This is a genomic window from Prevotella pectinovora, assembly GCF_041323955.1.
Lineage (GTDB): Bacteria > Bacteroidota > Bacteroidia > Bacteroidales > Bacteroidaceae > Prevotella > Prevotella pectinovora.
Genome location: NZ_JBGLIV010000001.1, coordinates 348,017 through 370,820 on the forward strand (window position 1 = coordinate 348,017; position 22,804 = coordinate 370,820).

19 protein-coding genes are annotated in these 22,804 nt (G+C 44.5%); 11 read left to right on the forward strand and 8 right to left on the reverse strand.

All coding sequences use genetic code 11. The features are described 5' to 3' along the window. Positions 1-470: 470 nt before the first annotated feature. The 11 genes from ACDC99_RS01395 to ACDC99_RS01445 all read left to right on the forward strand — a co-directional run bounded on the left by ACDC99_RS01395 (position 471) and on the right by ACDC99_RS01445 (position 13,119). Positions 471-2,246, forward strand: coding sequence for a pyruvate carboxylase (locus ACDC99_RS01395; RefSeq protein ID WP_022315552.1), 1,776 nt, complete (start codon positions 471-473; stop codon positions 2,244-2,246). Further along, a complete protein-coding gene (locus ACDC99_RS01400; RefSeq protein WP_022315553.1) occupies positions 2,239-2,781 on the forward strand; it encodes an HDIG domain-containing metalloprotein in 543 nt (180 codons plus the stop codon). Before ACDC99_RS01395 ends, ACDC99_RS01400 begins: the two co-directional genes overlap by 8 nt. Before the next feature lie 72 nt (positions 2,782-2,853). After that, positions 2,854-3,663 (forward strand): ATP-binding protein, encoded by an 810-nt coding sequence (locus ACDC99_RS01405; RefSeq protein WP_370755489.1) that lies wholly within the window; start codon positions 2,854-2,856, stop codon positions 3,661-3,663. A gap of 86 nt (positions 3,664-3,749) precedes the next feature. Further along, entirely contained in the window at positions 3,750-4,955 is a 1,206-nt protein-coding gene (locus ACDC99_RS01410) for an ISL3 family transposase (protein WP_042517111.1), read from the forward strand. A gap of 970 nt (positions 4,956-5,925) precedes the next feature. Beyond that, positions 5,926-7,332 (forward strand): group II intron reverse transcriptase/maturase, encoded by a 1,407-nt coding sequence (gene ltrA / locus ACDC99_RS01415; protein ID WP_044075172.1) that lies wholly within the window; start codon positions 5,926-5,928, stop codon positions 7,330-7,332. A 431-nt stretch (positions 7,333-7,763) separates the two neighbouring features. After that, positions 7,764-8,015 (forward strand): DUF3853 family protein, encoded by a 252-nt coding sequence (locus ACDC99_RS01420; protein WP_370756896.1) that lies wholly within the window; start codon positions 7,764-7,766, stop codon positions 8,013-8,015. Between the two features lies 1 nt (position 8,016). Next, positions 8,017-9,417 carry a virulence-associated E family protein gene (locus ACDC99_RS01425; protein WP_370755491.1) on the forward strand — a complete coding sequence of 467 codons (1,401 nt, stop codon included), beginning with the start codon at positions 8,017-8,019 and terminating at the stop codon, positions 9,415-9,417. Positions 9,418-9,667: 250 nt separating this feature from the next. Then, entirely contained in the window at positions 9,668-10,252 is a 585-nt protein-coding gene (locus tag ACDC99_RS01430) for a hypothetical protein (RefSeq protein ID WP_370755492.1), read from the forward strand. A 351-nt stretch (positions 10,253-10,603) separates the two neighbouring features. Further along, entirely contained in the window at positions 10,604-11,032 is a 429-nt protein-coding gene (locus ACDC99_RS01435) for a plasmid mobilization protein (RefSeq protein ID WP_370755494.1), read from the forward strand. A gap of 14 nt (positions 11,033-11,046) precedes the next feature. Beyond that, complete coding sequence (locus ACDC99_RS01440; RefSeq protein ID WP_370755496.1) at positions 11,047-12,222, forward strand: relaxase/mobilization nuclease domain-containing protein; 1,176 nt, start codon at positions 11,047-11,049, stop codon at positions 12,220-12,222. 3 nt (positions 12,223-12,225) lie between these two features. Further along, a complete protein-coding gene (locus tag ACDC99_RS01445; protein WP_370755498.1) occupies positions 12,226-13,119 on the forward strand; it encodes a hypothetical protein in 894 nt (297 codons plus the stop codon). Between the two features lie 142 nt (positions 13,120-13,261). Here ACDC99_RS01445 and ACDC99_RS01450 read toward each other — a convergent pair whose 3' ends face one another. The 8 genes from ACDC99_RS01450 to ACDC99_RS01485 all read right to left on the reverse strand — a co-directional run bounded on the left by ACDC99_RS01450 (position 13,262) and on the right by ACDC99_RS01485 (position 22,569). Continuing rightward, entirely contained in the window at positions 13,262-14,470 is a 1,209-nt protein-coding gene (locus ACDC99_RS01450; protein WP_370755500.1) for a PDDEXK nuclease domain-containing protein, read from the reverse strand. A gap of 18 nt (positions 14,471-14,488) precedes the next feature. Beyond that, complete coding sequence (locus ACDC99_RS01455) at positions 14,489-15,007, reverse strand: very short patch repair endonuclease (RefSeq protein ID WP_044079551.1); 519 nt, start codon at positions 15,005-15,007, stop codon at positions 14,489-14,491. Then, on the reverse strand, positions 15,004-17,196 hold the full coding sequence (locus ACDC99_RS01460) for a DUF2357 domain-containing protein (protein WP_370755502.1): 2,193 nt from the start codon (positions 17,194-17,196) through the stop codon (positions 15,004-15,006). Before ACDC99_RS01460 ends, ACDC99_RS01455 begins: the two co-directional genes overlap by 4 nt. A gap of 6 nt (positions 17,197-17,202) precedes the next feature. Next, a complete protein-coding gene (locus tag ACDC99_RS01465; RefSeq protein ID WP_370755504.1) occupies positions 17,203-18,966 on the reverse strand; it encodes an McrB family protein in 1,764 nt (587 codons plus the stop codon). 27 nt (positions 18,967-18,993) lie between these two features. Further along, positions 18,994-19,341, reverse strand: a complete 348-nt coding sequence (locus ACDC99_RS01470; protein ID WP_370755506.1) for a DNA cytosine methyltransferase — start codon at positions 19,339-19,341, stop codon at positions 18,994-18,996. A 74-nt stretch (positions 19,342-19,415) separates the two neighbouring features. Continuing rightward, positions 19,416-21,275 carry an ATP-binding protein gene (locus ACDC99_RS01475; protein WP_370755508.1) on the reverse strand — a complete coding sequence of 620 codons (1,860 nt, stop codon included), beginning with the start codon at positions 21,273-21,275 and terminating at the stop codon, positions 19,416-19,418. 8 nt (positions 21,276-21,283) lie between these two features. Then, on the reverse strand, positions 21,284-22,366 hold the full coding sequence (locus tag ACDC99_RS01480) for a DNA cytosine methyltransferase (RefSeq protein ID WP_370755509.1): 1,083 nt from the start codon (positions 22,364-22,366) through the stop codon (positions 21,284-21,286). A 2-nt stretch (positions 22,367-22,368) separates the two neighbouring features. Beyond that, a complete protein-coding gene (locus tag ACDC99_RS01485; RefSeq protein ID WP_370755511.1) occupies positions 22,369-22,569 on the reverse strand; it encodes a helix-turn-helix transcriptional regulator in 201 nt (66 codons plus the stop codon). Positions 22,570-22,804: the final 235 nt, after the last annotated feature.

Below are 22,804 nucleotides of genomic sequence, written 5' to 3' on the forward strand. Positions count from 1 at the left end.
TATGCACTGACACTCAATTTCAGCGCTGCAAAGATAATGTATTTTTTTGATATGAAGAAATGATTGGCCGATAGTTTTAACCCAAATTGGTTATCAGGGCTGCTTGACACATGCGATGAGGTGATGACAACAACTGCTCCCAGCCAGTGTGTTCCCTCGCTGCAAAAGTAGAGAAAACGGCAGCAGGCAGGATGAATGTTGTTAATATACACCTTGACGAGTAGTATCTCGACAATTTGTAAACTTGATTTTACATTGTTGAATAACGTTCCCCTCCAAGGTCGATAAATTGTATTAAAATGCAGTTGGAAAGCAGTTTTTTCGTTCAGAATTTAGTTTATTCCCAAAAAACGATTACATTTGCAAAATAAAAACACACGCAACAGACTCAGTTCGGTGAGACATGAATAGTAGTTGTGATTTTGAATGTCCGCTAAGAATAGCCTGTTACGCTTTAAATCGAAGACGAAATGAAAAAGAAAATCCAGTTCAGTCTCGTATACCGAGACATGTGGCAATCTTCTGGCAAGTTCCAGCCGCGCAAAGATCAGTTGGAGCGCATCGCTCCTGTGATAATCAAGATGGGATGCTTCTCTCGTGTGGAGACCAACGGAGGAGCTTTTGAACAAGTCAACCTTCTCGCCGGCGAAAATCCGAATGCGGCAGTAAGAGCATTCTGTAAGCCATTCAATGAGGTGGGTATAAAGACTCACATGCTCGACCGCGGTCTTAACGCTCTGCGTATGTATCCGGTGCCTGACGATGTGAGAGCACTTCAATATAAGGTAAAGCACGCCCAGGGCGTTGACATCACCCGTATCTTCTGCGGACTCAACGACGTGAGAAACATCATCCCGAGCATCAAGTGGGCTCTTGAGGCAGGAATGACACCACAGGCCACACTCTGTATCACCACTTCGCCTGTCCACACCGTGGAATATTATTCGGCAATCGCCGACAAGCTTATCGCGGCAGGTGCTACAGAAATCTGTCTCAAGGATATGGCAGGTATCGGTCAGCCGGCATTGCTCGGAAAGCTCACCAAGTCTATCAAGGACAAACATCCTGAAATCATCATACAGTATCATGGCCACTCTGGTCCTGGTCTTTCAATGGCATCAATCCTCGAAGTCTGCAACAACGGTTGCGACGTTATCGATACAGCCATCGAGCCATTGTCTTGGGGTAAGGTTCATCCAGACATCATCTCAGTGCAGAGCATGTTGAAGAACGAGGGCTTCGATGTTCCTGAAATCGACATGAACGCATATATGGAGGCACGCCGTCTCACACAGGAGTTTATCGACGACTGGTTGGGATGCTTCATCAACCCAGGCAACAAGATCATGAGCTCACTGCTCCTCGGCTGCGGTCTGCCAGGCGGTATGATGGGAAGTATGATGGCCGACCTCGCAGGTATCCATCGCTCCATCAACTCTATCCTCCGCTCTAAGGGCAAGGAGGAATATTCTACCGACGAGATGCTCGTGAAGCTCTTCGACGAGGTGGCTTACGTATGGCCACGTGTCGGCTTCCCGCCACTCGTAACCCCATTCTCACAGTATGTCAAGAACATCGCCCTGATGAACCTGCTCACCATGGCACAGGGCAAGGGCCGCTTCGTGATGATGGACGACGCCATGTGGGGTATGATCCTCGGCAAGAGCGGTACGCTCCCTGGCAAACTCGACGACGAGATTGTGGCTCTGGCAAAGAAGAACGGCAAGGAATTCACTGACGCCGATCCTCACACCCTCATCCCTAATGCTCTCGATGGCTTCAGGAAGGAGATGGACGAGAACGGATGGGAATATGGTCAGGACGACGAAGAGCTCTTCGAGTTGGCTATGCACCCGGAGCAGTATCGCGACTTCAAGAACGGTATGGCAAAGAAGCGTTTCCTCGCTGACCTTCAGAAGGCAAGAGACGCCAAGCTCGGAAGCAACCTCACACCAGAGAAGATTGCAGAGTTCAAGCATGCCAAGGCAGACGCCGTTGTCTCTCCGGTTAAGGGACAGGTGTTCTTCGAGTTCCAGGGCTCAAGCGAGTGCACACCATGCATCGAGCCATTCATCGGCCAGCACTATGATGAGGGACAGACCTTCTGCTATGTGCAGGCGCCATGGGGACAGTTCGTTGAAGTTCCTGCTTGTCTCGGCGGCAAACTTGTGGAGATTGCCACACGCCAGGGCGGCAAGGTGAACCGCGGCGACGTGATAGGATATATAGAGCGCGACCATGATTGATTGGGAAGCGATAATAGACAAATACTGCGGTGAGGATGATGGCGAGTTGCGCCACATCCTCATCGTTCACTCACGATCTGTGGCGCAGAAAGCGCTGCAGATTGTTTCTTTGCACCCCGAACTGAATCTCGACCGCGACTTCATCGAAGAGGCGGCGATGCTCCACGACATCGGCATCATAAAGACCGATGCTCCCGGCATTCACTGTCATGGCACAGAGCCATACATCCGCCACGGCATTCTCGGAGCAGAGATGCTGCGCAGCGAGGGACTGCCTCGTCATGCCCGTGTGTGTGAACGCCATACCGGAGCAGGACTCAGCAAGAGGGAGATAGAGGCGCAAGACCTGCCTCTGCCCCATAGGGATTTCCTGCCTGAGACCCTCGAAGAGCAGGTGATATGCTATGCCGACAAGTTCTTTTCAAAGACGCATCTCGACAGGGAGAAGACAGTGGAGAAGGCAGAACGCAGCATAGCAAAATTCGGTGACGAAGGTTTGGAACGTTTCAAACATTGGGAAGAGATTTTCGGTTGACAGACACCGGAAATCTTTTTTTATGTCTTTTGTCTGCCTTTGGGGAGAAATAATACTTAACAAGAGTTGTACATGATGCTTTGCGCGGAAAAAGTGGCAGTATTGCATAAAAATCCGTGCAAAGATATTTGCCGTACGTTTTACTGTGAGTTGCTGAACAGAATAAGGAATTATCGCTTCAAGATTTACCCGAAGAACTCGCTTATTCCTGCCGAGGTGTGGAAATATGATACGGAGAGCATTCTTGAAGGACTTCATAATTCAATAGCTCATCAAAAGTACGAAAGCGACGCACGAATCATTGTTACGGAAGACAAGGACAAACTGACGTTCCTAAATGACGGTTACTTCTTTGAAGGAAACTATTGCCAATATATAACTGGTGAGAAAACACCAAGGCACTATCGCAACCCAGCACTGGTAAAAGCTATGGTAAATATCAAGATGATTGATACCCAAAGTTATGGCATTTACAAGATGTTTGTGAGCCAAAAGGAACGTTATCTGCCAATGCCTGATTATGACAAATCCACAGCAACAGAAATTGTCTTGACCTTACCTGGTACCGTCATTGATGAAAACTACAGTCTCTTACTGTTAGAAAACAGAAATATGTCTCTTACAGATGCAGTTCTGTTAGACTCTGTACAGAAAGGCAAGCGCATATCGCCAGAAGCTATTGCCATGCTCCGCAAGCGCAAACTGATAGAAGGTCGTTTACCACATATCTTCATAGCAAAGGATATTGCCCAAGTAACAGACCAAAAGATAGAATATTCCAAGCATAAGGGATTGGATGATAAGAAATGTGAGGCGTTGCTGCTCGATTCGTTGAAGGATCATGGTTCGTTGACGAAACCTGAAATAGGGTTCTTCCGTTAAATGCATAGATAGAAAAAAAAATTTTATATTATGATAAAAATAAAGCTGGCATCATCTATCTTTGTAGTGACCAAACTCAATGATAAATGAATGCCAGCATAATGCATAAAGCTTTTGGCATATCCTTGCAAGAATGTTTGGATATGCGTTGCGAAAGTAATAAAATAGTTTTGAATATCCAAACTCCATCAGACAAACTTTGCTGTCCGGAGTGTGGAAGCCATAATGTAGTCCGTAATGGTTTCACGGCCAGACGCTTTGTGAGCGTGCCGATAGGTTGTTCAAAGACTTTCGTCGAGATGAAGATCCAACGTGTCAAATGTTCTGATTGTGGCTGCATAAAGAACGAGGATGTCGATTTCGCAAAAGGCAAGCGCAGGCATACGACCGCTTTCGCCAATATGGTTATAGACTTGTCGCGCTTTGCAACTATACAGGACATTGCATGGTTCCTGGATGTATCTTGGGACATGGTGCGGAACATACAGATGGAGTTCCTGCAAAAGGAGTATGGCAGCCCTGACCTTTCAAACCTCAGATACATATCCATAGACGAGTTCGCTACCCACAAGGGACAAGTTTACAAGACGATAGTCGTAGACTTGGAAACCGGGCGGATTGTCTTTGTAGGTGACGGTAACGGCAAGGCTTCGCTTGAGGAATTCTGGAACAAGCTCGGAGACAGAAAGAATGACATAAAAGCCGTATGCACAGACTTGTCGTCTGCTTATACGGGGGCGGTAACGGCAAATCTCCCCAATGCCTCTCTTGTCGTGGATCATTTTCATGTGGTAAAGCTCATGAATGAAAGGATAGACCAGTTGCGCCGCCAGTTGTGGCATGCTGAGAAAGACGTTAACAAGCGTAAGGTAATCAAGGGCACGCGCTGGATATTGCTGAGAAACGGCAACGACATCTTTGACGCAAAATACAAGACAAGACTTGACAATGTGCTGAACTTGAATGAACCGTTGATGATTGCATATTACCTGAAAGAAGACTTGAGGGAAATATGGAACCAAACCAACAAGGATGATGCAGAATTGGTGCTAAACGAATGGGTGCGGCAGGCCATGGATTCAAAAATACAGCCATTGGTCAAAATGGCTGCTACCTTGCGGGCCTACAAGCCATATATACTTGCATGGTATGACTACCCGATATCAAATGGCCCTACTGAAGGTATAAACAACAAGATTAAAGTGCTGAAAAGACAAATGTATGGATTCAGAAATGATGAATTCTTCACGTTAAAGCTATACGCTCTACACGACAAGCGTCTACGCATTTAACGGAAGAACCTGAAATAGTGCGTCTGCTTTGGGATGTACTGCCTGACCAACTTGATGACAAGCAGAAAGAATATAAGATAAATAATCTCTTGCGCAAACTTAGAAAGGAAAGAAAGATTAGCAACACTACTATAGCTGGCAATAAATTACCAACAAACAGACTCATAATCTGGAGGTCCTAGGTTCAAGCCCTAGCTGGTCCACCTTGATAATCAGCAACTTAGAAGAAATTCAAGTTGCTGATTTTTCTTTTCGGGAAAACAATGGGAAAACACGGCCGTTTTGATAACTCCATGATTTTTTGATAAACTTAGCATCATATCAGCCTAAGTAAGACATGTAAATAAGGTTTCTCAGAGTATCAGAATTGTGATGGGAAAACAGTTGGGAAAACAAGATTTAGACGGTTTTTCCTTTCAAGCAGACATTTTCATTCGTATCTTGGGACGTTTCTGGAACGTAAATTCCTCAATATTATTATCCGTCGTTAGTCAGGATAATGTAAAAGCCGCATGACTCACCTTAGAGTTGTGCGGCTCTTTTTGTAGTATGCTCGGCACGAGCATTGTCTAACGGGTGCAAGTCCCGAGTAAGCCTTAATAGCGGGAATTACATAGCCAAAGGCAAGGGTGTTCATCGTGAGGTGAAATCTGAAAGAAGCCGGTGGCAAACATCTGACCTAACGTACAGAAACTTCATACAAGGCATATGACCGTGGGTAAGGTTGCAACACAGACCAAAGCCCCATAGCTATTCGGAACGGTCGGTGTAAATGAAGTGGGTATAAGATGGAAAGACAATGCCCTTATCCGAGGAGGTCTCACGGACGCTTCAAATAGTCTTTTTTACGAAAGAAGCGGAGTAAAGCTTACCGTGAGAAGTCAGCAGACGCCATAGTAGTGCAATAGTCGATAACGTTGCACGAAGGGCTGAACCTAACAATTAAACGATAGTAATTGAAACATACCTCATGAAGGAAAGAATGCAGAAAACATTATCCCAAGTTAATGGCTGCCCCCAAAGAGATAGGTCGGAAACCGAATGGTATGGGGGAGTGCAGACCTTCATGTGGATGTGTGAAGACAACATCGTGGAAGTACCATTCGACAAGGAGCACCTTTTCGAGCAAATCCTCAGTCCTTCCAATCTCAACCGAGCCTACAAGGCTGTTATGAGAAACAAAGGCTGTGGTGGTATCGACAAGATGTCATGCGAGCAGTTGCTCCCATGGCTCATGACCAACAAGGATGTGCTCATCCGTTCCTTGATGGACGGCTCTTACCGTCCGAACCCAGTGAAAAGGGTAGAAATACCCAAAGACAACGGCAAGATGCGCCTGTTGGGAATACCTACAGTAGTAGACCGTGTGGTGCAACAAGCCATCAACCAAGTACTGACTCCCATCTATGAGAACCAATTCTCCAAGACAAGCTACGGCTTCCGACCGAGAAGAGGATGCCATGATGCACTGCGTGGAGCGCAAAGGATAATCAACGAGGGCTACACCTATGTAGTAGACCTTGACCTTGAACGCTTCTTCGACACCGTGAGCCATAGCAAGCTCATAGAAATCCTCAGCCGTACGATAAAAGACGGCAGAGTTGTCAGTCTTATACACAAATATCTCCGAAGTGGTGTAATGAACAAAGGCTTGTTTGAAGCGAGTGAGGAAGGAACTCCCCAAGGAGGACCGCTAAGTCCGTTGTTGAGCAACATCATGCTCAATGAATTGGATAAAGAACTTGAACGCAGAGGGCTTCCCTTTGTACGCTATGCAGATGACTCGATGATATTTTGTAAGTCCAAGAGGGCAGCAATGCGAGTGAAGGAGTCTATAACCCGATTTATAGAGAATACTCTATATCTCAAAGTCAACAAGGAAAAGACCGTAGTGTCGTATGTGCGCGGAGTGAAATACCTCGGCTACTCCTTTTATGTGATGAAGGGCAAATGCCAACTCACAGTGCACCCAAAGTCCAAAGCCAAGATGAAATCAAGGTTGAAAGAATTGACAAGTCGCAGCAACGGATGGGGATACGCCAAGAGAAAGCAAAAGCTGAAAGAATACATAAGAGGGTGGGTCGGCTATTATCATCTTGCTAATATGAAACGTCTCTTACTTGATACTGATGAATGGTTAAGACGTCGAATACGCATGTGTATATGGAAAGCTTGGAAGAAAGTCAAGACAAAAGTGGCAAACCTCATCAGATGTGGCATTAATAAATACCAAGCATACGAATGGGGTAATACTCGCAAGGGCTATTGGCGAATAGCTGACAGCCCTGTTCTAAAAAGGGCGATAGATAACAATAAACTACGCTCCGCAGGGTATGCTACTTTAATGGAGGCATATCTCGAATGGTATCCAAAATAGGAACCGCCGTATGCGGAACCGCACGTACGGTGGTGTGAGAGGTCGGAAAACGAAAGTAGGAAGAAAACTGCTTCGTTTTCCTCCTACTCGATTGTCCCTTTATCAAAAGCACCTGTTTTCCCCTATTTTTCAGCTTTTTGCCTTGCCTAAATCTTAAAATGTGTTTCAAAACCATACAAATTAAACTTACTCAGTTTTTGGCGTATAGCACTCATAATCCTTCATCGATTTAAACAGACTACCTTTGCCATCGGATTCCTAATCACGGGAGTTCAAAGATGGTTCATGAACCGAAAAAGAATGTTTAATCGGAACGTCAGGAAGTACAACTGGCAGACCACAAAAAAGAATTAGGTTTTATGACAAGATTAGTTACAATAGAGCAGTTGCTGGAGAAACCCATCTGCATGATGTCGGGGTAAGAGTTCGTCCTGCTCCTCCAGAATGCTGAGAAGCAAACGGCAAAGGTGCCTGCCGAGGTGGTGCCAGAGAAACATTATGAATATGGTATAGCAGGAATCGCGAAAATCTTCGGGTGTAGCATCCCTACCGCAAATCGCATCAAGAAGAGCGGTGTTATTGATGCAGCCATCACTCAGGTGAACCGCAAAATTACTGTTGACTCTGAACTGGCTCTGAGCCTTGCCAAGGAGGCTGGTACTACCATATCCATTAAGAAGTAGTATGGAAAGTGATTGGAAAGACAGCCTGTCAGTTTACGACAAGGGTAATCTGACGAAGAGTATCAGCAACTACAGAGCCATCTTCACTCACGATGAGAATCTGAGCCAGATTCGCTTCGATACCTTCTGTCAGGACGACATCTCCTTCTCTCCGTTGTTCCTCAATGTCAACGGCAGTAAGGTGGATGAGGAGTCGGTAGGAAAGATTCAGGACTATCTGGAGCAGACCTACCAACTCCGCCTGACTCAGAACAAGGTATTTGAGTTGTTGAAGACAACAGCTTCAGAGCGCAGCTATAATCTCGTCCAGGAGTTTATACGCAAGGAGATGTGGGATGGCATGCCACGTATTGAGACTGCCATCATCGACTATCTTGGTGCAGAAGACACTCCTCTTGTCTGGGAACAGACCAAGCTGTGGTTTGTGGCTGCCGTGGCTCGTGCCTTCGAGCCTGGGTGCAAGTTCGACAATGTACTTACCTTGCCTGGGCCACAGGGAATAGGCAAGAGCACTTTCTTCAAGACCATTGGTGACCGATGGTTCAACGACTCATTCTCCTTTGCCAGCGGCGATAAGGAGAAGGTGGAGACCATCACCAACGGATGGATCATTGAGATAAGTGAACTCAACGGCATGAAGAGAGCCAATGATGCAGAGGCGGCAAAGGCATTTCTAAGCCGCAGAAGCGATTCCATGCGACCGGCCTATGGGCGCAAAGTAGTTGAGTTTCTGCGTCACAATGTCTTTGCTGCCACCACCAACGAGACCAATTTCCTCCAAGGTGACAACGGGAACCGCCGTTGGTGGATTGTCACAGTAAATGGCAATGGACATGTCTCTACATGGTTGCCCAAATTGCAGTCCATGGTGAACCAGTTATGGGCAGAGGCTTACACCTATTATAAGATGGGTACCAAACTTTATCTTAGTCCCGAACTGGAAGCAGAGGCAAATACTGTTCAGCTGAACCATTCAAGCATCCACAATGATCCCATCCTTGATGACATCCGTCTCTATCTGGAACGTATGGTGCCAAGAGCCTACCCCTCTTGGAGCATCCCAATGCGTGCTGCCTATCAGAAAGGTGCATATACCGAATCTTCACCCGACGGCAAGCCAGAGGTGCTGCTCAACATGGTTTGTCCCCGACAGATCATAGAAGAGTTGCCCAACGACTTGGTGCGCCGAAATCCTGCCAAGTACACTGCTCAGTACATCAACCGACTGATGTCTCTGGTAGAAGGGTGGGAACGAAGCGAGCAAGAGAAGGTCAAGGGTTTGCACCCTGCCTACTGCGACAAGACGGGACGAGCAAAGCATCCCTGGGTGAGGATAGGTAATGCTACGCAAAGTTTAATAGAAGGGAAAGAAGAAAGCATAGAGCCCGAACTTCCATTCTGACCTCATAGCATTCTACTGTCCCTTTGTCCCAAGAATTTTATCAACAAAGAAAAAACAAGATGCTTAGAAAAAAACAAGAAGTGTTTTCCCAACCGAGGGACAATTTGGGACAAGCCCCAACCCTTCCTCACTTTTGGGTAGTAGCTCGCTCCAACTGTCTGTTGGTCAAATCCACTGATAGCAAAGCTGGCGACAAGACAACAAACTTTCTTTTTTCAAAGCTATGTCAGATTTTAAAATCTGAAAAACAATGAATAACAATTCCACTTCACTACCTTTTACCAAGGTAAAACTGACACTCACCTCAGAGGCGGTGGACTTCCTCTCCGAGACAACAAGCGGCACAAGCCACTTTGCCATTCTTATACAACTGATAAAGAACATGTCCGTAACACCCAGTTCCACCACCAAGCGTGACAATGTTATCATGCTTGATGTGGGCCAAGTTGAGTGCTCTATCCATTCCTACTGCGCAAAGTTCGGAATCGGGTGCAAGAAGTTTGAGGCTATCATGCGCAAGATGGAGCAACACAGCATCATCCGTATGCACCGCTCGCGTCTGGCTACTGTTGCCGACCTGGCCTGTATAACCTCATGGCTCTTGCCTGATGGCAGCACCATGACTAATGGCATTGATGGTAATCCGGCAGACCATTCCGATGGACAGCCAAACAACCACGCTGCCACACCCCATGCCAGCAGCCATGTCCATGATGGTAAAGCGGATGCCGCCTCCGTCCTCGGCGGTCAGAGTATATCATACACAGACCGTCCTTCAGCTCCTGAGTCATCCGTCACCCCTTGGGTGAGCCAGGCACTCCCGACCTCTCCGTGAACCGAGGCTATGCCGCAGCCATGGCTTCGGATCTCTTCGCTGGCCAGGAGCAAAGGGAACCATTGAAACCACATACTGAAAACGAGTATGAGGTCAAGAATGATTGAGACGTTTTTTAAGGAAGCAAGTTTGTGTTTTTGGTCGCCAAAAACCACGTCAGCAACTATACGCCCACGTACAGTAGCTTCCTCTAATGCAACGGGCTTTGCCCTGCATGGTGTCAGGTACGCTGTTGCTGCCTTGTACACCACCGAGCTAGACGATAAACTTGCTGTCCTTAAAACGTCTTCTTTCCCTGCCTTTATATATAGGTGTCATTAGATTGTAGAACAATAATAAAACAGATTGTATATGGAAGAAAACTATAAAAAGAACGGAGGCATCGACACCCGCCGTGCCGGAGGGAGACCGAAGCTTGCCAGATATGAACGTCGCAACCATCACCATAAGGTGAGCTACAACGACGAGGAAGAGAATATCATCCAGTATAAGGCGGAACAGGCTGGCAAGCCTGATGATGTTTATCTGCACGAGGCAGGGCTGGATGCTGTTGTTCAGGCCCACATGAGCGACGAGAACATAGAGCAACTGAGAGACGTGTGCGGCATGGCAAACAATACCAACCAGATTGCACATCAAGCCAATGCTGGAGGGTTCGTTTCCGTACGCTTCAAGGCTGAGCAGCTTATCATCTCTTTGACTGAGCTTATCCGCAGAATCCTTCGCGGTGGCGACTTATCAGAGCCTACAAGTGCAACAGACGACTGTATCACCCATTAACGAAAGAAGCAACTATGATTTGCAAGATAAAACATGGGCAGAACTTCCAAGGGTGTCTTGATTACATCACCGGGAAGTACGACAAGGACAAGCAGGCTAAGGTCATCATGCATAGTGAAGGTATTCCGCTCTTGGACAACAAAACTGTTGCCCAAATCTTTGTAGCATACGCTACAAAGGGGAACAACAATATCCGTGCCCCGGTTGGACACTATGCCTACTCTTTCCACAAAAAGGATGGTAGCAGAGTGACTGACGAACTTATACGTAAGATTGTCCGTGAGCACCTTGAACTGATGGGCATCAAGAACACCGAGTTTATCATGACACGTCACTATGACACCGACCATGACCACGCCCATTTGATGTGTTCCATGGTGGATAGAGACGGCCACGTTATCAGCACAGCCTATGAGAAAGAGCGTAATGCACGTATCTGTAAGTATCTCACCAAGAAATACGGACTCTACATCTCCGCAGGCAAGATGAACGTCAACAGAAAAAAGCTACGTGGCAGGGAGAAGTTGAAATACCAATTCTATGACAAGGTGATGCGCTGCAAAGCCAAGTCTGCCGACTGGGAGCAGTTCGACAAGGCACTCCGTGCCGAGGGTTTGAAGTTGCGTTTCCACTACAACAACGTCAACGGCAAACTGATGGGCGTTGTCTTCACCAATGGGAAATACACTTTCAGCGGAAGACAGCTCGACAATGAGTTGAAACTCTCTGCCCTAACAGAGAAGTTCGGTGACCTGAAGCAGATAACTCATTACAATGTGCGTGATTGGTATGAGGATTACAGACAGCAGCTCCACTATATCAATGACTGGCAGGGCTGCATGGCCATCGATAAGGCATACCCCGACTTCGACAAGTTGTTCCCTAATGGGAAACTACCATCTGGCGGTTATACGTCAACTGACGGTCTGTTGTCCCATCTGTCCTTGGAATACCAGTCCGATTTCCAAGCGGAGCATGAAATCTCTAAGGATGGTAAGACCTCCTTTGTCGGTCTTGAATTGTTGTGCGACCTGTTGCTCATGCCATACGCCCAACCACTCTCCATCGGTGGCGGAGGTGGCGGCAACAACCGTGGCTGGCGTGACCTTGACGATGATGATAAGGAGAAGTACCGCTTTCGCTTCAATTACTCACATTCTAATAAACCCCAATTCAAACGTAAACGATAAGCTATGGCTACAAATAAACAAAAAACTCAGAAGGTGGCAGATAATGATGCAGCCACACTTGGCTATCTTCGTAAAAGCGACCTGTCCCACAAGGCAGAGATTCAGATGCTCATCACCCTTGCAGAGTCGCACGGAATCAAGATGGCCTATAATGAAAAGGACGGCGAAGTGACTGTTGAACGAGTTGAGCCCGTAAAGGAGTCCATCCAGACGCAACAATCTTTCGCCCAAATGCAGAGAACGCCGAACCAACCGCCTGACCTATCAGGAATTGATTACGTCAGGTTGGCTAATGCCTTGAAGGAGCCTGTTGAGAAGGCCCTGCAAAATGCAGTGGAAAGTTCGCCCGTCCATATACAGGCTATCTTCGACACTTCTGTGCATATGGAAAACAACCAGACTGCAATGACCATTGCCCATGAAGAATGGGCCAAGTGGATGCAGGCTTTCGGTAAAGAAACCATATCACGACTTCCTAATGCGCCATTCCCAACCAGAATTCCAGAGGGTAAGGCTATAACATTTGGAAAAGATACCGTGTACAAGGTGCCAGAGAACGAACTTGATGTTGCTCCAAGTCCCCCGTCAAAAGAGGCGGAAAAGCAACCCACGAAATATCGCCGTCTGCACCAACTCAGGAGTCACGTCTGGAGTGACATGGTGACCTCATGGTGGAAGTGCCTCGTCTATACTATTGCCCTATGCAGTCTTGTGCTTGCTGCTGCCTCATGGTACAGACAGTCCCAACTTGAAGCCGTAGTCAAAGAGTACTACATCATCAAACCTGTCCTGAAGCAAGACCGAAAGTATGCCCCACTCATTCATACAATGGACTCCGTCATCCTCAAAGATGGCATCGACGAGGTGTGTGAGAGGGTGTATGGCGAGAAACGATGAATTTCCTCACTCAAAAAATCTGATTGGTGATTTGCCAATCAGGTTTTTCTCTATGGGAAACGAAACCGCATACCAAATTCAGGTATCATGTTTGAGATTATTCATCGTTTATAACCATATTCGTAATTGGCGAATGTGGTTTTTAATCTTCACTTCCTTCTTTATCGCCATCTTTATTGCTGCCTTCTTCGTATATGCGTTGGAGTTCTTCCTTCGGTGGTAGCACTTTCAATAATTCTGGCTCCATCTCGTCTGCGGTCTTATATGTTGCTACACCCATAGGTTGACGGAAATCCTGCATGATGTACTCTACATATGCCTTATCTGCTTTCTTGCACAGGATAATACCAATAGGTGCTTCCTCTCCATCGCGTCGGTCATCATCGTTGAGAATGCGGAGGTAGCTGCTCAGTTGGGCAAGGTAAGCAACCTTGAAGTTACCACGCTTCAACTCGAATACTACTGTACGGCGAAGGTCACGGTTATAGAACAAAAGGTCTATCCAGTGGTCGTGACCCAGTTTGTCAAAGTGTACTTGGTTGCCGATAAATGTAAAACCGCGTCCAAACGTCATAATGAAGTTCTTCACGTTGTGGACGATATTGCTTTCTATGACCCTCTCATCCACTTCTTCGTCGTGCATACCCAGTTCTTCCACATTGATGTAGTCAAGTAGATACTCATCCTTGAACATCTGAATGGCACGATAGGCTTGTTTATAGTCTGGCAGCGTAGCGAGAAAGTTATTCGGCATATTGCCTTGATGATGATAGAGGTCTTGCTGTTTAATGATACCAGGCAACTCGTCTGTGGTGGGTTTGTAGTTGTGACAATAGCGTATATAGAACAGACGTTCGTCCGTATCTTTCGTATTCTCCAATATACGTATATGATGTGTAAAACTAATGCTAAGAAATTCCACTAAAGGGAAGTCCTGCAAATTCGCCAATTGCAATTGGCGAATTATATTCCCCTGACTATCAATAGAGTCATCGTTATCTGGAGATACTGAAGCCTGATTCTCCAATTCGCCAATTGCAATTGGCGAATTGGGTTCTATGACATTCCATGTCTCATAAAACAAGCGCATGTTTTTGAGGCTGGATACGCCGAAGCCCCTTAACCCGGGTAGTTCCTGACGCAAACGGAGACTAATAGTTTCAATTGCACCAGATCCCCATTTTTGGTTGCGTGTATTCTCGGAAATGTATCTTCCTACACCATAATACAGGGCCAACTGTTCCTGATTAACCCCTTTTACAGCCCGTGCCTGACTTTGCAGGATGGCTGTCTTGATGGTCTGTACAGCGACTCTAAGTTCCGATATCATTTGTATCTCTTTGTTACTCATATATTATATAACGTATTATCATGTTACTTTATTTTTGTACGCTGTGGGAACATCCTCCGCTGCCATCATTGGCTCTTCCTCTGGTATCTCATACTGCTTGACAGTCCTGTCTTGCAGAAAAATCTTATTGAGTGTATATGCCAGCGATTCCAATGTATCTTCTCTTTTGACTGGTTTCAACTCGCATTCCCAAATGGTGATAGAATGCCAGCCCATAGCGGCAAGTTCATGTTGAACTTTCAAATCTCGTTCCTTGTTCCGCTTTACTTTGTTGACCCAAAACTCTGTATTGGTTTTTGGAACGGTATAATACTTGCAACCCTCATGCCCATGCCAGAAACAACCATTTACAAAGATACAAGCTCTGTACTTCCGCATCACTATGTCTGGTTTCCCAGGCAGTCGTGGATGGTTTAGCCGATAGCGATAACCATGCGACCACAACCATTTTCGCACCACCATCTCTGGTTTCGTGTCCTTCGACTTGATAGCCGCCATGTTAGCGTGGCGTTGTGGGGATGTTTGGAAGTTGCTCATATATTGTCGATAATCACTTGTTCTTTGCAATGCTGGAAAAACTCCTCACGAGTCTTGCAGAATCCTCGATAAGCAGCTCTTGCCATTCCGAACTTAGCAGGTTGTGCAAGTTCTTTCCAATCAGACACATCGAATTTTATGCGTATTGGATATTTCTCATTATCGACATGAGTAAGGTTTGCCTTGACCACTTTATAATAGCCCTCAATGTGTCCACCAGGGATAATGGGCGCAATATAGCGGACTGTTTGAATATCCTTTGTCTCTTCCATTCCCTTACGCCCCATAATAATAGTGTCAGCCTTTCCTTCCAGCACGGCATTCACATTTTCATTCACTTCTGTGTCGAGCGTAAGAATCATATATACGGCATCCTTCGGTTCTTCAGATGTGTAATACAATCCTTTTTGAGGAATGCTATCATCAAGGATTTCAGTGGATGCTTTGCCAATCAGCGATTCAATGAACTTGACTAACAAGTCACGGTTTTCCTTGTCTTTCGGACGTAGTGGGAATGCACCGATGTTCACCTCATCAATGGTCTTGTAGAACTTCGACACTTCAACTTCCGCTTTCTGGCCATCACCAGGAAACAAGATATATCCACCGATGACTTCTTTCTTCAGTGCTGCATCTTTGTTCTCTTTGTAATAGATGGCATCCCTGTATCGGTGCATCTGGTTGATGGCATCTTCCGGTGGGGTGTCCACGCCATTAACACGCCCTTCAATCCTGTATTTTGCATCAAACAGATATGTCATTTTCATGTCCTTTTGTAGGTCGTGCTTAGTCAACTGCAGTACGATGTCAGGTTTCTGCGCTACGGTTGGAACGACAAACCTATCCATGCTTATAGTGTCGTTCTCTTTGTCGGTATGCTTGGGGTTATAGACCAGTTCAGCCAGTTCTACATCATCCTTCTTGAATAGGATGCGAGAATGTTCTCCCTTGCCCAATTCCCATGTAAAAATGCCATTCATTTCCATACGGTTACGATGGTCAACGTCTTCTGGTTTGATTCCAAGCAAGTCTCTGACAATATGGCTCACTTCTATGAAACACCAAATCTCGTAGAGGGTGGCTATGTCTTTGGATTGCAGACGGTATATGCCATCGTTGAGAGAGTATGAACGGCGAAGCAGATTCCAAGTTCTGTACACTTGACTGTAACCGCTGGCTTTCTGCAAAATGAGGCTTTCCTGATTCATGCCCTTGAAACGTCCAACGGTACGGAAGAATGGATTTCTCCGTAGGTGCTTCAATGTGTCGAGCATCGCTTTCATTTCTTCTTTGAACGGGTCGGACGCACCTTTGATGGCTTCGATGCGCCTTTTCAGACTCTCATACTTTGCAGCTATTTGACCTAATGCGTGTTTGAGGAAACGGTTTTCCTGAGTGTCGTTGCTCTGCACTTGTTGCTCCACCCTATATAGGTGTGTAGGCTCCTTTCGGTGCTCAGCCAGCTCATTCTCGATGGCGATGGGTATTCTTGTCAATTTGTCGGCACGGATGTATGTCTCGATGCCGTGAAGTCTGTGGCGTGGACGCTCGATGATGCTTTTCACGGCATTCACAAATTTCTTTTGCTCTCCTACAAAGATGCTCCACCATACAAGTTCGGGCGTTTCGCCTTCTGTGTCAGGTGAAAATCCGTGGAAGGTACGCTTCATGTAGTCGAGTGACAACATGCGGTACTCGCTCTCTATGTCTTCGATAATCTTTCGCCAATGCTCATGATAATTGAACTTGGTACTCAACACATCGAAGCCAAAGCGAAAGTGGCGTATCTCCGTTCCAACGGTATAGTCAATCAGAATCTCGCTTTTGCCTATGTCGTTGCCGTAGTTGAGGAATCCTGCGAGGATGCCCCTGCGGAAACTGAAGTTCTCATTGTCACCTTGTAGGATACTACCGAATCGGGCATTACTGACATAGTTCTTGAAGTCCACCCATATTGGGTATTCGGCATTGTCGAAGAATATAGCCGCTTGGGTCTCACCGTTTACTATTTCTCGGCTGGTGCCGTCCTCATCTAGTCTGACTACAGACGCAACACCATCCGACCATGAGTAAGTGGAGGTCAGGTTTCCTGCTCCCACATTCCTCACAGCCTTGTCCCAAATTGCATCGAACTTGCCACATTCGATGCTCATTGTGAAGTCTTGGTGTTCTATCGTCAGAAGTTCCATAAGCAATTAACTCCAAAAACTGGTGTAACCAGATGTCAGACGCTTCTTCATTTCCGTTAGCTTTGCCAAAGATACGGAAACGTATGCTTTCTTACCCTCCCCTTCTTCATACAAATTCGGGCAGACTGTCACAAGACCCGTTTTAATTGTATTCTCAAGTCCATCAAGAAAACTTGCACTGACCTTTGTCTCGTCACCTTCGATACGCGAGAGAATCTTCATGTTCGTAATCTCGTCCAGTGCACGGGCAATTATCTCATTCTGCGGAATTTCATTACCATCCTTATCATTATTGTATGGCAGATTATTCACCACATATAGCAGGAACTCATTCCTGGTACGATAAGCCACCTTGAATGGAGTCCCCTCCAACTCCAGGTTGACAGCCTGCAAGTAATTCAATGCCGTATCGCATACCTCTTTATTCTCCCGATATACATCAACGCCTTCCACAGCCGTTCCTATCAGATTGCCAGCCTCTAACTTACCAATTTTCTCATGTCTATCATCCAGTCCACCATACAGGTCCACCTCGTTCATCTCAATGGTCATAGCACGGTCAAGCACCTTGCGGGAGAACGAGAACGTCGTTTCATCCATATTGACAGTACCAATAACTATAAGATTCTGAGGTATACAGATACCTTCAGTAAGGAAGCGGTTTCGAACGTTATCATCACTGGTTAAAACTCTTGTGAGAACTCGGAACCAATCCTCTTCACTCTTTTTTAAAATAGGGTCAGTTATAACAACACCATCTTCGTCAGCCTTGCGACTTTCTATTACACTCAAATATTCTGCGAAGTATTGCTCAACAGGTGCAAGATTCATTTCATCAAGACAGAGGAAATATGGTATTTCGGGATTTTCCCATGCCTTAGCTACAAATCTAAGGAAATCACCTGCCACAAACACCACACCGTTACCATCCTTGTCTGCACCGATGCGACTGACATAACCGATCAATTCCGAAGAATCGTGCCAGTTGGGTTTTACCTGCACCATCTCAAAGTTCTTTGGTTTCTGTGCCTTGAATTCTGTGCTACCTTCATCCCAGCAAGCACGAGCCAACTCACGCACGATACGGCTTTTACCTGTACCAGAGATACCGGCAAGCAGCAAAAACGGTTTAGACTTGATGGCTGTGATATAGGAACGATAAGGAAGCATAGATTGAGAAACTTTCACTATAGAATAAATACTTGCATTAAATGATGTCTTTTTTAATGGAATAATTGGTGAAGTATTAATACTAACATTCTCCAGAATTCCTAAATATACTGTAATTAAAGCATCTATATCGTTTTGGATATTATCATAATCAACGTCATCAGTCCAATCATATGTTTTATAGACATAAGAAGAATTATATTTATTTATTCCATAATCAGAAGTTTCATATTTCCAATCAATAAACGATTCTCCTATCGTCTTCTTAGTCTCAACTTCAGCGCCCCATAAAACATCAGGTGTTTTCGTCGCGCTAACTCCATATGCTAAAACAATTTTCTTGACTGTTGAATGATTCTTGTTTTTCTCTGTAAACTCGGGTGTTCCATAAAACAACAAAACAGGATAAATACCTTTCTGAGTCTCTTGCCCTTTTGCACAATATGATATCCACGGTATCTTTGAAATAGCGCCTGTCATGCCAATACTTGCTTTCACTGACAAACCACGATATGAGGTCATCAAGCTTTTACGCTCAAAGTCTTTATTCTTCCTATGCTCCCACATTGAAGCAACGAGTTTCCTTAAATTATATTCCATATCATTTCTTTTAAAAACGAACAAATTTTATACCCTTTCGAGCCATTCTCTTAAGTCTGCATATGTTTGCGATAATCGCCCATTTTCCCCTTCTTTACCTTTATTCTTTCCTGCCACACTAAAATCAGGACATGGCGGTCCACCTACAATTACATCTACGTCACTATATTCTTCAGCAATTTGCTCGTCGCTAAAGGTCGTGATATCAATATTATGAACCTTGGCACTTTTGAAATTGTGCTGAAAGGTTATTGTAGCATATTCGTTGAAGTCAATACCTCCTGCTATGTCAAAGCCGGCAAGGGCATATCCTTCGCTTATGCCTCCACATCCACAGAATAAATCTAATACCTTGAAAGTTTTCTTCTTTGCCATTTTATCTATTGGTGAGTTATCTACAAACTCAAATAATGTTTATTTCTTGCTTTGTTTGATATATATAAAAACCATTACTCGACAACAATCAAAGAGGATAGTTTCTCCTTGTTTTCTTCACGAGTTTTATGCGAATAACCTACAACATCACAAACTTGCTCAACCTTTGAACAAAAATCGTCGCAATTAAGTTTTGTCATAGAAAGGCGTCCATCCTCATCCCTGAGTATTGTATTCCACATTGCCTCATCATTAAGGGGATGCTCTGGACGGAAACTATTTATATTGAATATTTTATGATCAACACGAGTTATCCATGAAGCTCCGATTTCAACCATCGCACCCCACGCTGTTTTTGTGTTATCACTAGTTACAAACAGAACATACATCTTCTTGTCAGATACACTATCGACAAAGAATTTTCGTAGATAATCATAAATATTCATTCCTTGTGGCACCCTACTTATCTCATCATCACAACTTGTATAAATGATGTCTTCCGGGGGCACATTATTAAATACAAGCATATTGTAAACGATGTCACCGATGTCTTTGTCTCTTCCAGTATGACTTATGAATAGTTTCTTTTTTTGTTGATCAATGTGTGGTTTTAATCCTAAAATATTAGCATTCGCATTTATTGCATCTTCTACAGCAGACCGAACTTCCTCTTCTGAAAACAAGGACTCTTTGCCAACAATTCTCTTTGCCACTTGAGCAGAAGTATTCTTGCGAAATTCGCTTACACTCTGTCGGAAAGAACGTTCCTCCTCTTCCTGTTTGTCTATTTTTCCCTTTTCACTTTGATCTTTTTTTGCCTTGGCATATGCCACCCTTTTTGCTATTATATTAGGCAATAATTCGTCTTTAACGTACTCGATCACCTTTATATAACGAGGATCGTCTGATTTGTATCCTTGTCGGTTACTTAAGGCCATATCTGGCAATTCTGACAACTCGAACAAATCGATATACAACTGCCCTACAACATAAGACTCATTCAAACGGTTTGCTCCGACCACAGGAAGGATGTTGAATTCACCCATTTTATCATTGGCATACAATGAAATAAAATTATCTGGAAAATCAGAGGATTCCAATTTCCTTCCACGCGTTGATTTGTAAGCACCTATCCAACCTTCTATTATCAGCCTATATTCTTTTTCATTACCATCATTGTTTTTTAGAACGATAGGGAATTCTTTACTTGGTTTTTTGACAAATAATTCGACATCAGAATATTCGTTTTTATAAGTATTTTGAATAGTAGATGATTTGTCGCCAAGTAAAATGCATGCACACAATTCCTTGCCAATTTCTTTATCCACGGAATCAATTACATCTTCTTTATCTCCCATTATTATGTGAATCTTAAAATCTTCGCTTATTGCGGGAAATATTTTTAATAGATTTCTTTTAATTGCTGTTGGAGTTTTATGTAAATGATATTGAGGTTTTAGCATGACAATTGCTGTGCCATTTCCAGTAATTTTCTCAAAATGAATACTTTCATCAGGAATGCTCTGAAGACTCTCACTTTGCGGATGGCGAGAAAGCACAAATCCAGACTTCTCTCCTGATGAAACAGTCATAACATAAACTTCTTCGGACACAGACAAGGCTGCCAATTTACCAACTCCTTTTCTGCCCATTTTTAACCTATCAAGTGCAGTCTTAGAGTCAGACTCATTAGTTCTGGATATTGCAGCCACTTTTAAGTATTTCGTTATTTCCCCTTTTGAGTACGACATTCCCTTTCCATCGTCTTCCACAATAATCATATCATCATTAGAAATGATATAGACATTGTGTGCATCAGCATCATAGGCATTGGCGATTAATTCTGCCAGCACATAATAAATGTTGGTGTACAAGTTAGGACCAAGTAACTCCAATATTCTTACATCTATATTTAATTCATACTTTTTATCCATAATAGTAACTAGTGATTCCTTATATGTCGTTTGATACTTTCTGCGATCACTTCACCTAATCTTGGCGGGACTGCATTCCCAATGTATCGAGACGCTTTAGCCAGAGAAACCTCTTGCTCATTGGGAAAGAACTTGTAAGATGCGGGAAATGTTTGAATCAATGCCGCTTCACGAGCAGATATAGCTCTATTCTGTTCGGGATGGCCAAAGCGACCGTTACCAATACCAGTGCATTCGGTTGTCATTGTAGGAGCAGGCTCGTCCCATACCATGCGGCCATAAACGCTACCAAAACTTTTGCCTCCTTCTTTTTTGTGGCATTCCAACATCAAATCCTCAGGCCAGTCCTTCCAACTACCGCCGTAAGGGGTAGCCAACATCCTTCGCATGTTCAACGGTGAAAGAGTTCTTGCTCTATGCAGAGCATCGGTCGGGCAACACTCACCAGCCTTCAAAGGTGGAAGTTGTTCTATCGTGTCCCGAACAGTAACGTAATTCTCTTTGTGGTGGGTAGGCGGAATCAAGTCAATCATCCCAAGTCGAGAAGCCAACAATACAAGACGTTTACGAGTTTGTGGTATACCATAGTCTGGGCAATATACAACTTGAAAGAGCACATTGTAGCCTTCTTCTTCCAATGCCAAGACAAAATCTCCTAAAACTGATTGTAATTTAAATGACGCAATTGCAGGTACATTCTCCATTGTCACAATATCTGGGCGTACCTCTTTTACCAAACGCCCAAATTCGTAAAGGAGGTTATACTTCTTCTCGTCTTTATTCTTGTTTTTAAAAGCATATGACGAAAAAGGTTGACAAGGAGCACAACCTGCTAAAACTTTTATTGCCTTCTTTGAATATAATGGTGCGATATCCTCTTTTTGAACTTCCCTAATATCTTTGTAAACAAACTTGGCCTCGTTGTTCGTTTCATATGCATATTGGCAAGTCCAATCTAAATCAAAGCCCGTCAGAATCTTGAACCCCTTTGACTTCATGCCATAGCTCAGTCCTCCTATTCCGCAGAACAGGTCAACCACTTCAATCTTTGGAAGTCGGCCTCGTCTCTTTTGTATTTCACTATGAGGCATATCTATTCGGTAATAAGCTCCCTTTTCTCACATCCTACCAATTCGGCTATCCTAGCCAATGTCTGCAAGTCAGGCTGGTGCATGTTGGTACACCACTTACTCACTGTTACGACAGAAACACCCAACTGTTCTGCCAGCCATTTACTCGTCTTCTGGTTCTCGACAAGAACTACTTTAATTCTATTAAGGGGTCTTTCGCTCATCTTTATTTAATTAAAACTGAGTGCAAATATAATAAACTTCAGTGTCTTCACCAAAGAATAATCAAGAAATGCGGTATTGAATGGTTGACTATTCCTAAAATTAGTTGACAGAATTGGATGCGATTAACTAATTAGGTTTACTACTTTTATTCAGTTCTCTGTTTTACTTTACAAGTTCTGTTAGTTGAACTGATTTGTTTTACAAGATTTCATCAGTAAACTGATTTGCTTTACT

Excerpts from the sequence above, each read along its gene's own strand:
- ACDC99_RS01425 (WP_370755491.1), top strand. The coding sequence starts at position 8,017 with ATGGAAAGTGATTGGAAAGACAGCCTGTCAGTTTACGACAAGGGTAAT.
- ACDC99_RS01470 (WP_370755506.1), bottom strand. The coding sequence starts at position 19,341 with ATGGCAAAGAAGAAAACTTTCAAGGTATTAGATTTATTCTGTGGATGT.
- ACDC99_RS01465 (WP_370755504.1), bottom strand. The coding sequence starts at position 18,966 with ATGGAATATAATTTAAGGAAACTCGTTGCTTCAATGTGGGAGCATAGG.
- ACDC99_RS01435 (WP_370755494.1), top strand. The coding sequence starts at position 10,604 with ATGGAAGAAAACTATAAAAAGAACGGAGGCATCGACACCCGCCGTGCC.
- ACDC99_RS01450 (WP_370755500.1), bottom strand. The coding sequence starts at position 14,470 with ATGAGTAACAAAGAGATACAAATGATATCGGAACTTAGAGTCGCTGTA.
- ACDC99_RS01455 (WP_044079551.1), bottom strand. The coding sequence starts at position 15,007 with ATGAGCAACTTCCAAACATCCCCACAACGCCACGCTAACATGGCGGCT.
- ACDC99_RS01445 (WP_370755498.1), top strand. The coding sequence starts at position 12,226 with ATGGCTACAAATAAACAAAAAACTCAGAAGGTGGCAGATAATGATGCA.
- ACDC99_RS01475 (WP_370755508.1), bottom strand. The coding sequence starts at position 21,275 with ATGGATAAAAAGTATGAATTAAATATAGATGTAAGAATATTGGAGTTA.
- ltrA (WP_044075172.1), top strand. The coding sequence starts at position 5,926 with ATGAAGGAAAGAATGCAGAAAACATTATCCCAAGTTAATGGCTGCCCC.
- ACDC99_RS01405 (WP_370755489.1), top strand. The coding sequence starts at position 2,854 with ATGATGCTTTGCGCGGAAAAAGTGGCAGTATTGCATAAAAATCCGTGC.
- ACDC99_RS01430 (WP_370755492.1), top strand. The coding sequence starts at position 9,668 with ATGAATAACAATTCCACTTCACTACCTTTTACCAAGGTAAAACTGACA.
- ACDC99_RS01395 (WP_022315552.1), top strand. The coding sequence starts at position 471 with ATGAAAAAGAAAATCCAGTTCAGTCTCGTATACCGAGACATGTGGCAA.
- ACDC99_RS01400 (WP_022315553.1), top strand. The coding sequence starts at position 2,239 with ATGATTGATTGGGAAGCGATAATAGACAAATACTGCGGTGAGGATGAT.
- ACDC99_RS01410 (WP_042517111.1), top strand. The coding sequence starts at position 3,750 with ATGAATGCCAGCATAATGCATAAAGCTTTTGGCATATCCTTGCAAGAA.
- ACDC99_RS01440 (WP_370755496.1), top strand. The coding sequence starts at position 11,047 with ATGATTTGCAAGATAAAACATGGGCAGAACTTCCAAGGGTGTCTTGAT.
- ACDC99_RS01480 (WP_370755509.1), bottom strand. The coding sequence starts at position 22,366 with ATGCCTCATAGTGAAATACAAAAGAGACGAGGCCGACTTCCAAAGATT.
- ACDC99_RS01485 (WP_370755511.1), bottom strand. The coding sequence starts at position 22,569 with ATGAGCGAAAGACCCCTTAATAGAATTAAAGTAGTTCTTGTCGAGAAC.
- ACDC99_RS01460 (WP_370755502.1), bottom strand. The coding sequence starts at position 17,196 with ATGGAACTTCTGACGATAGAACACCAAGACTTCACAATGAGCATCGAA.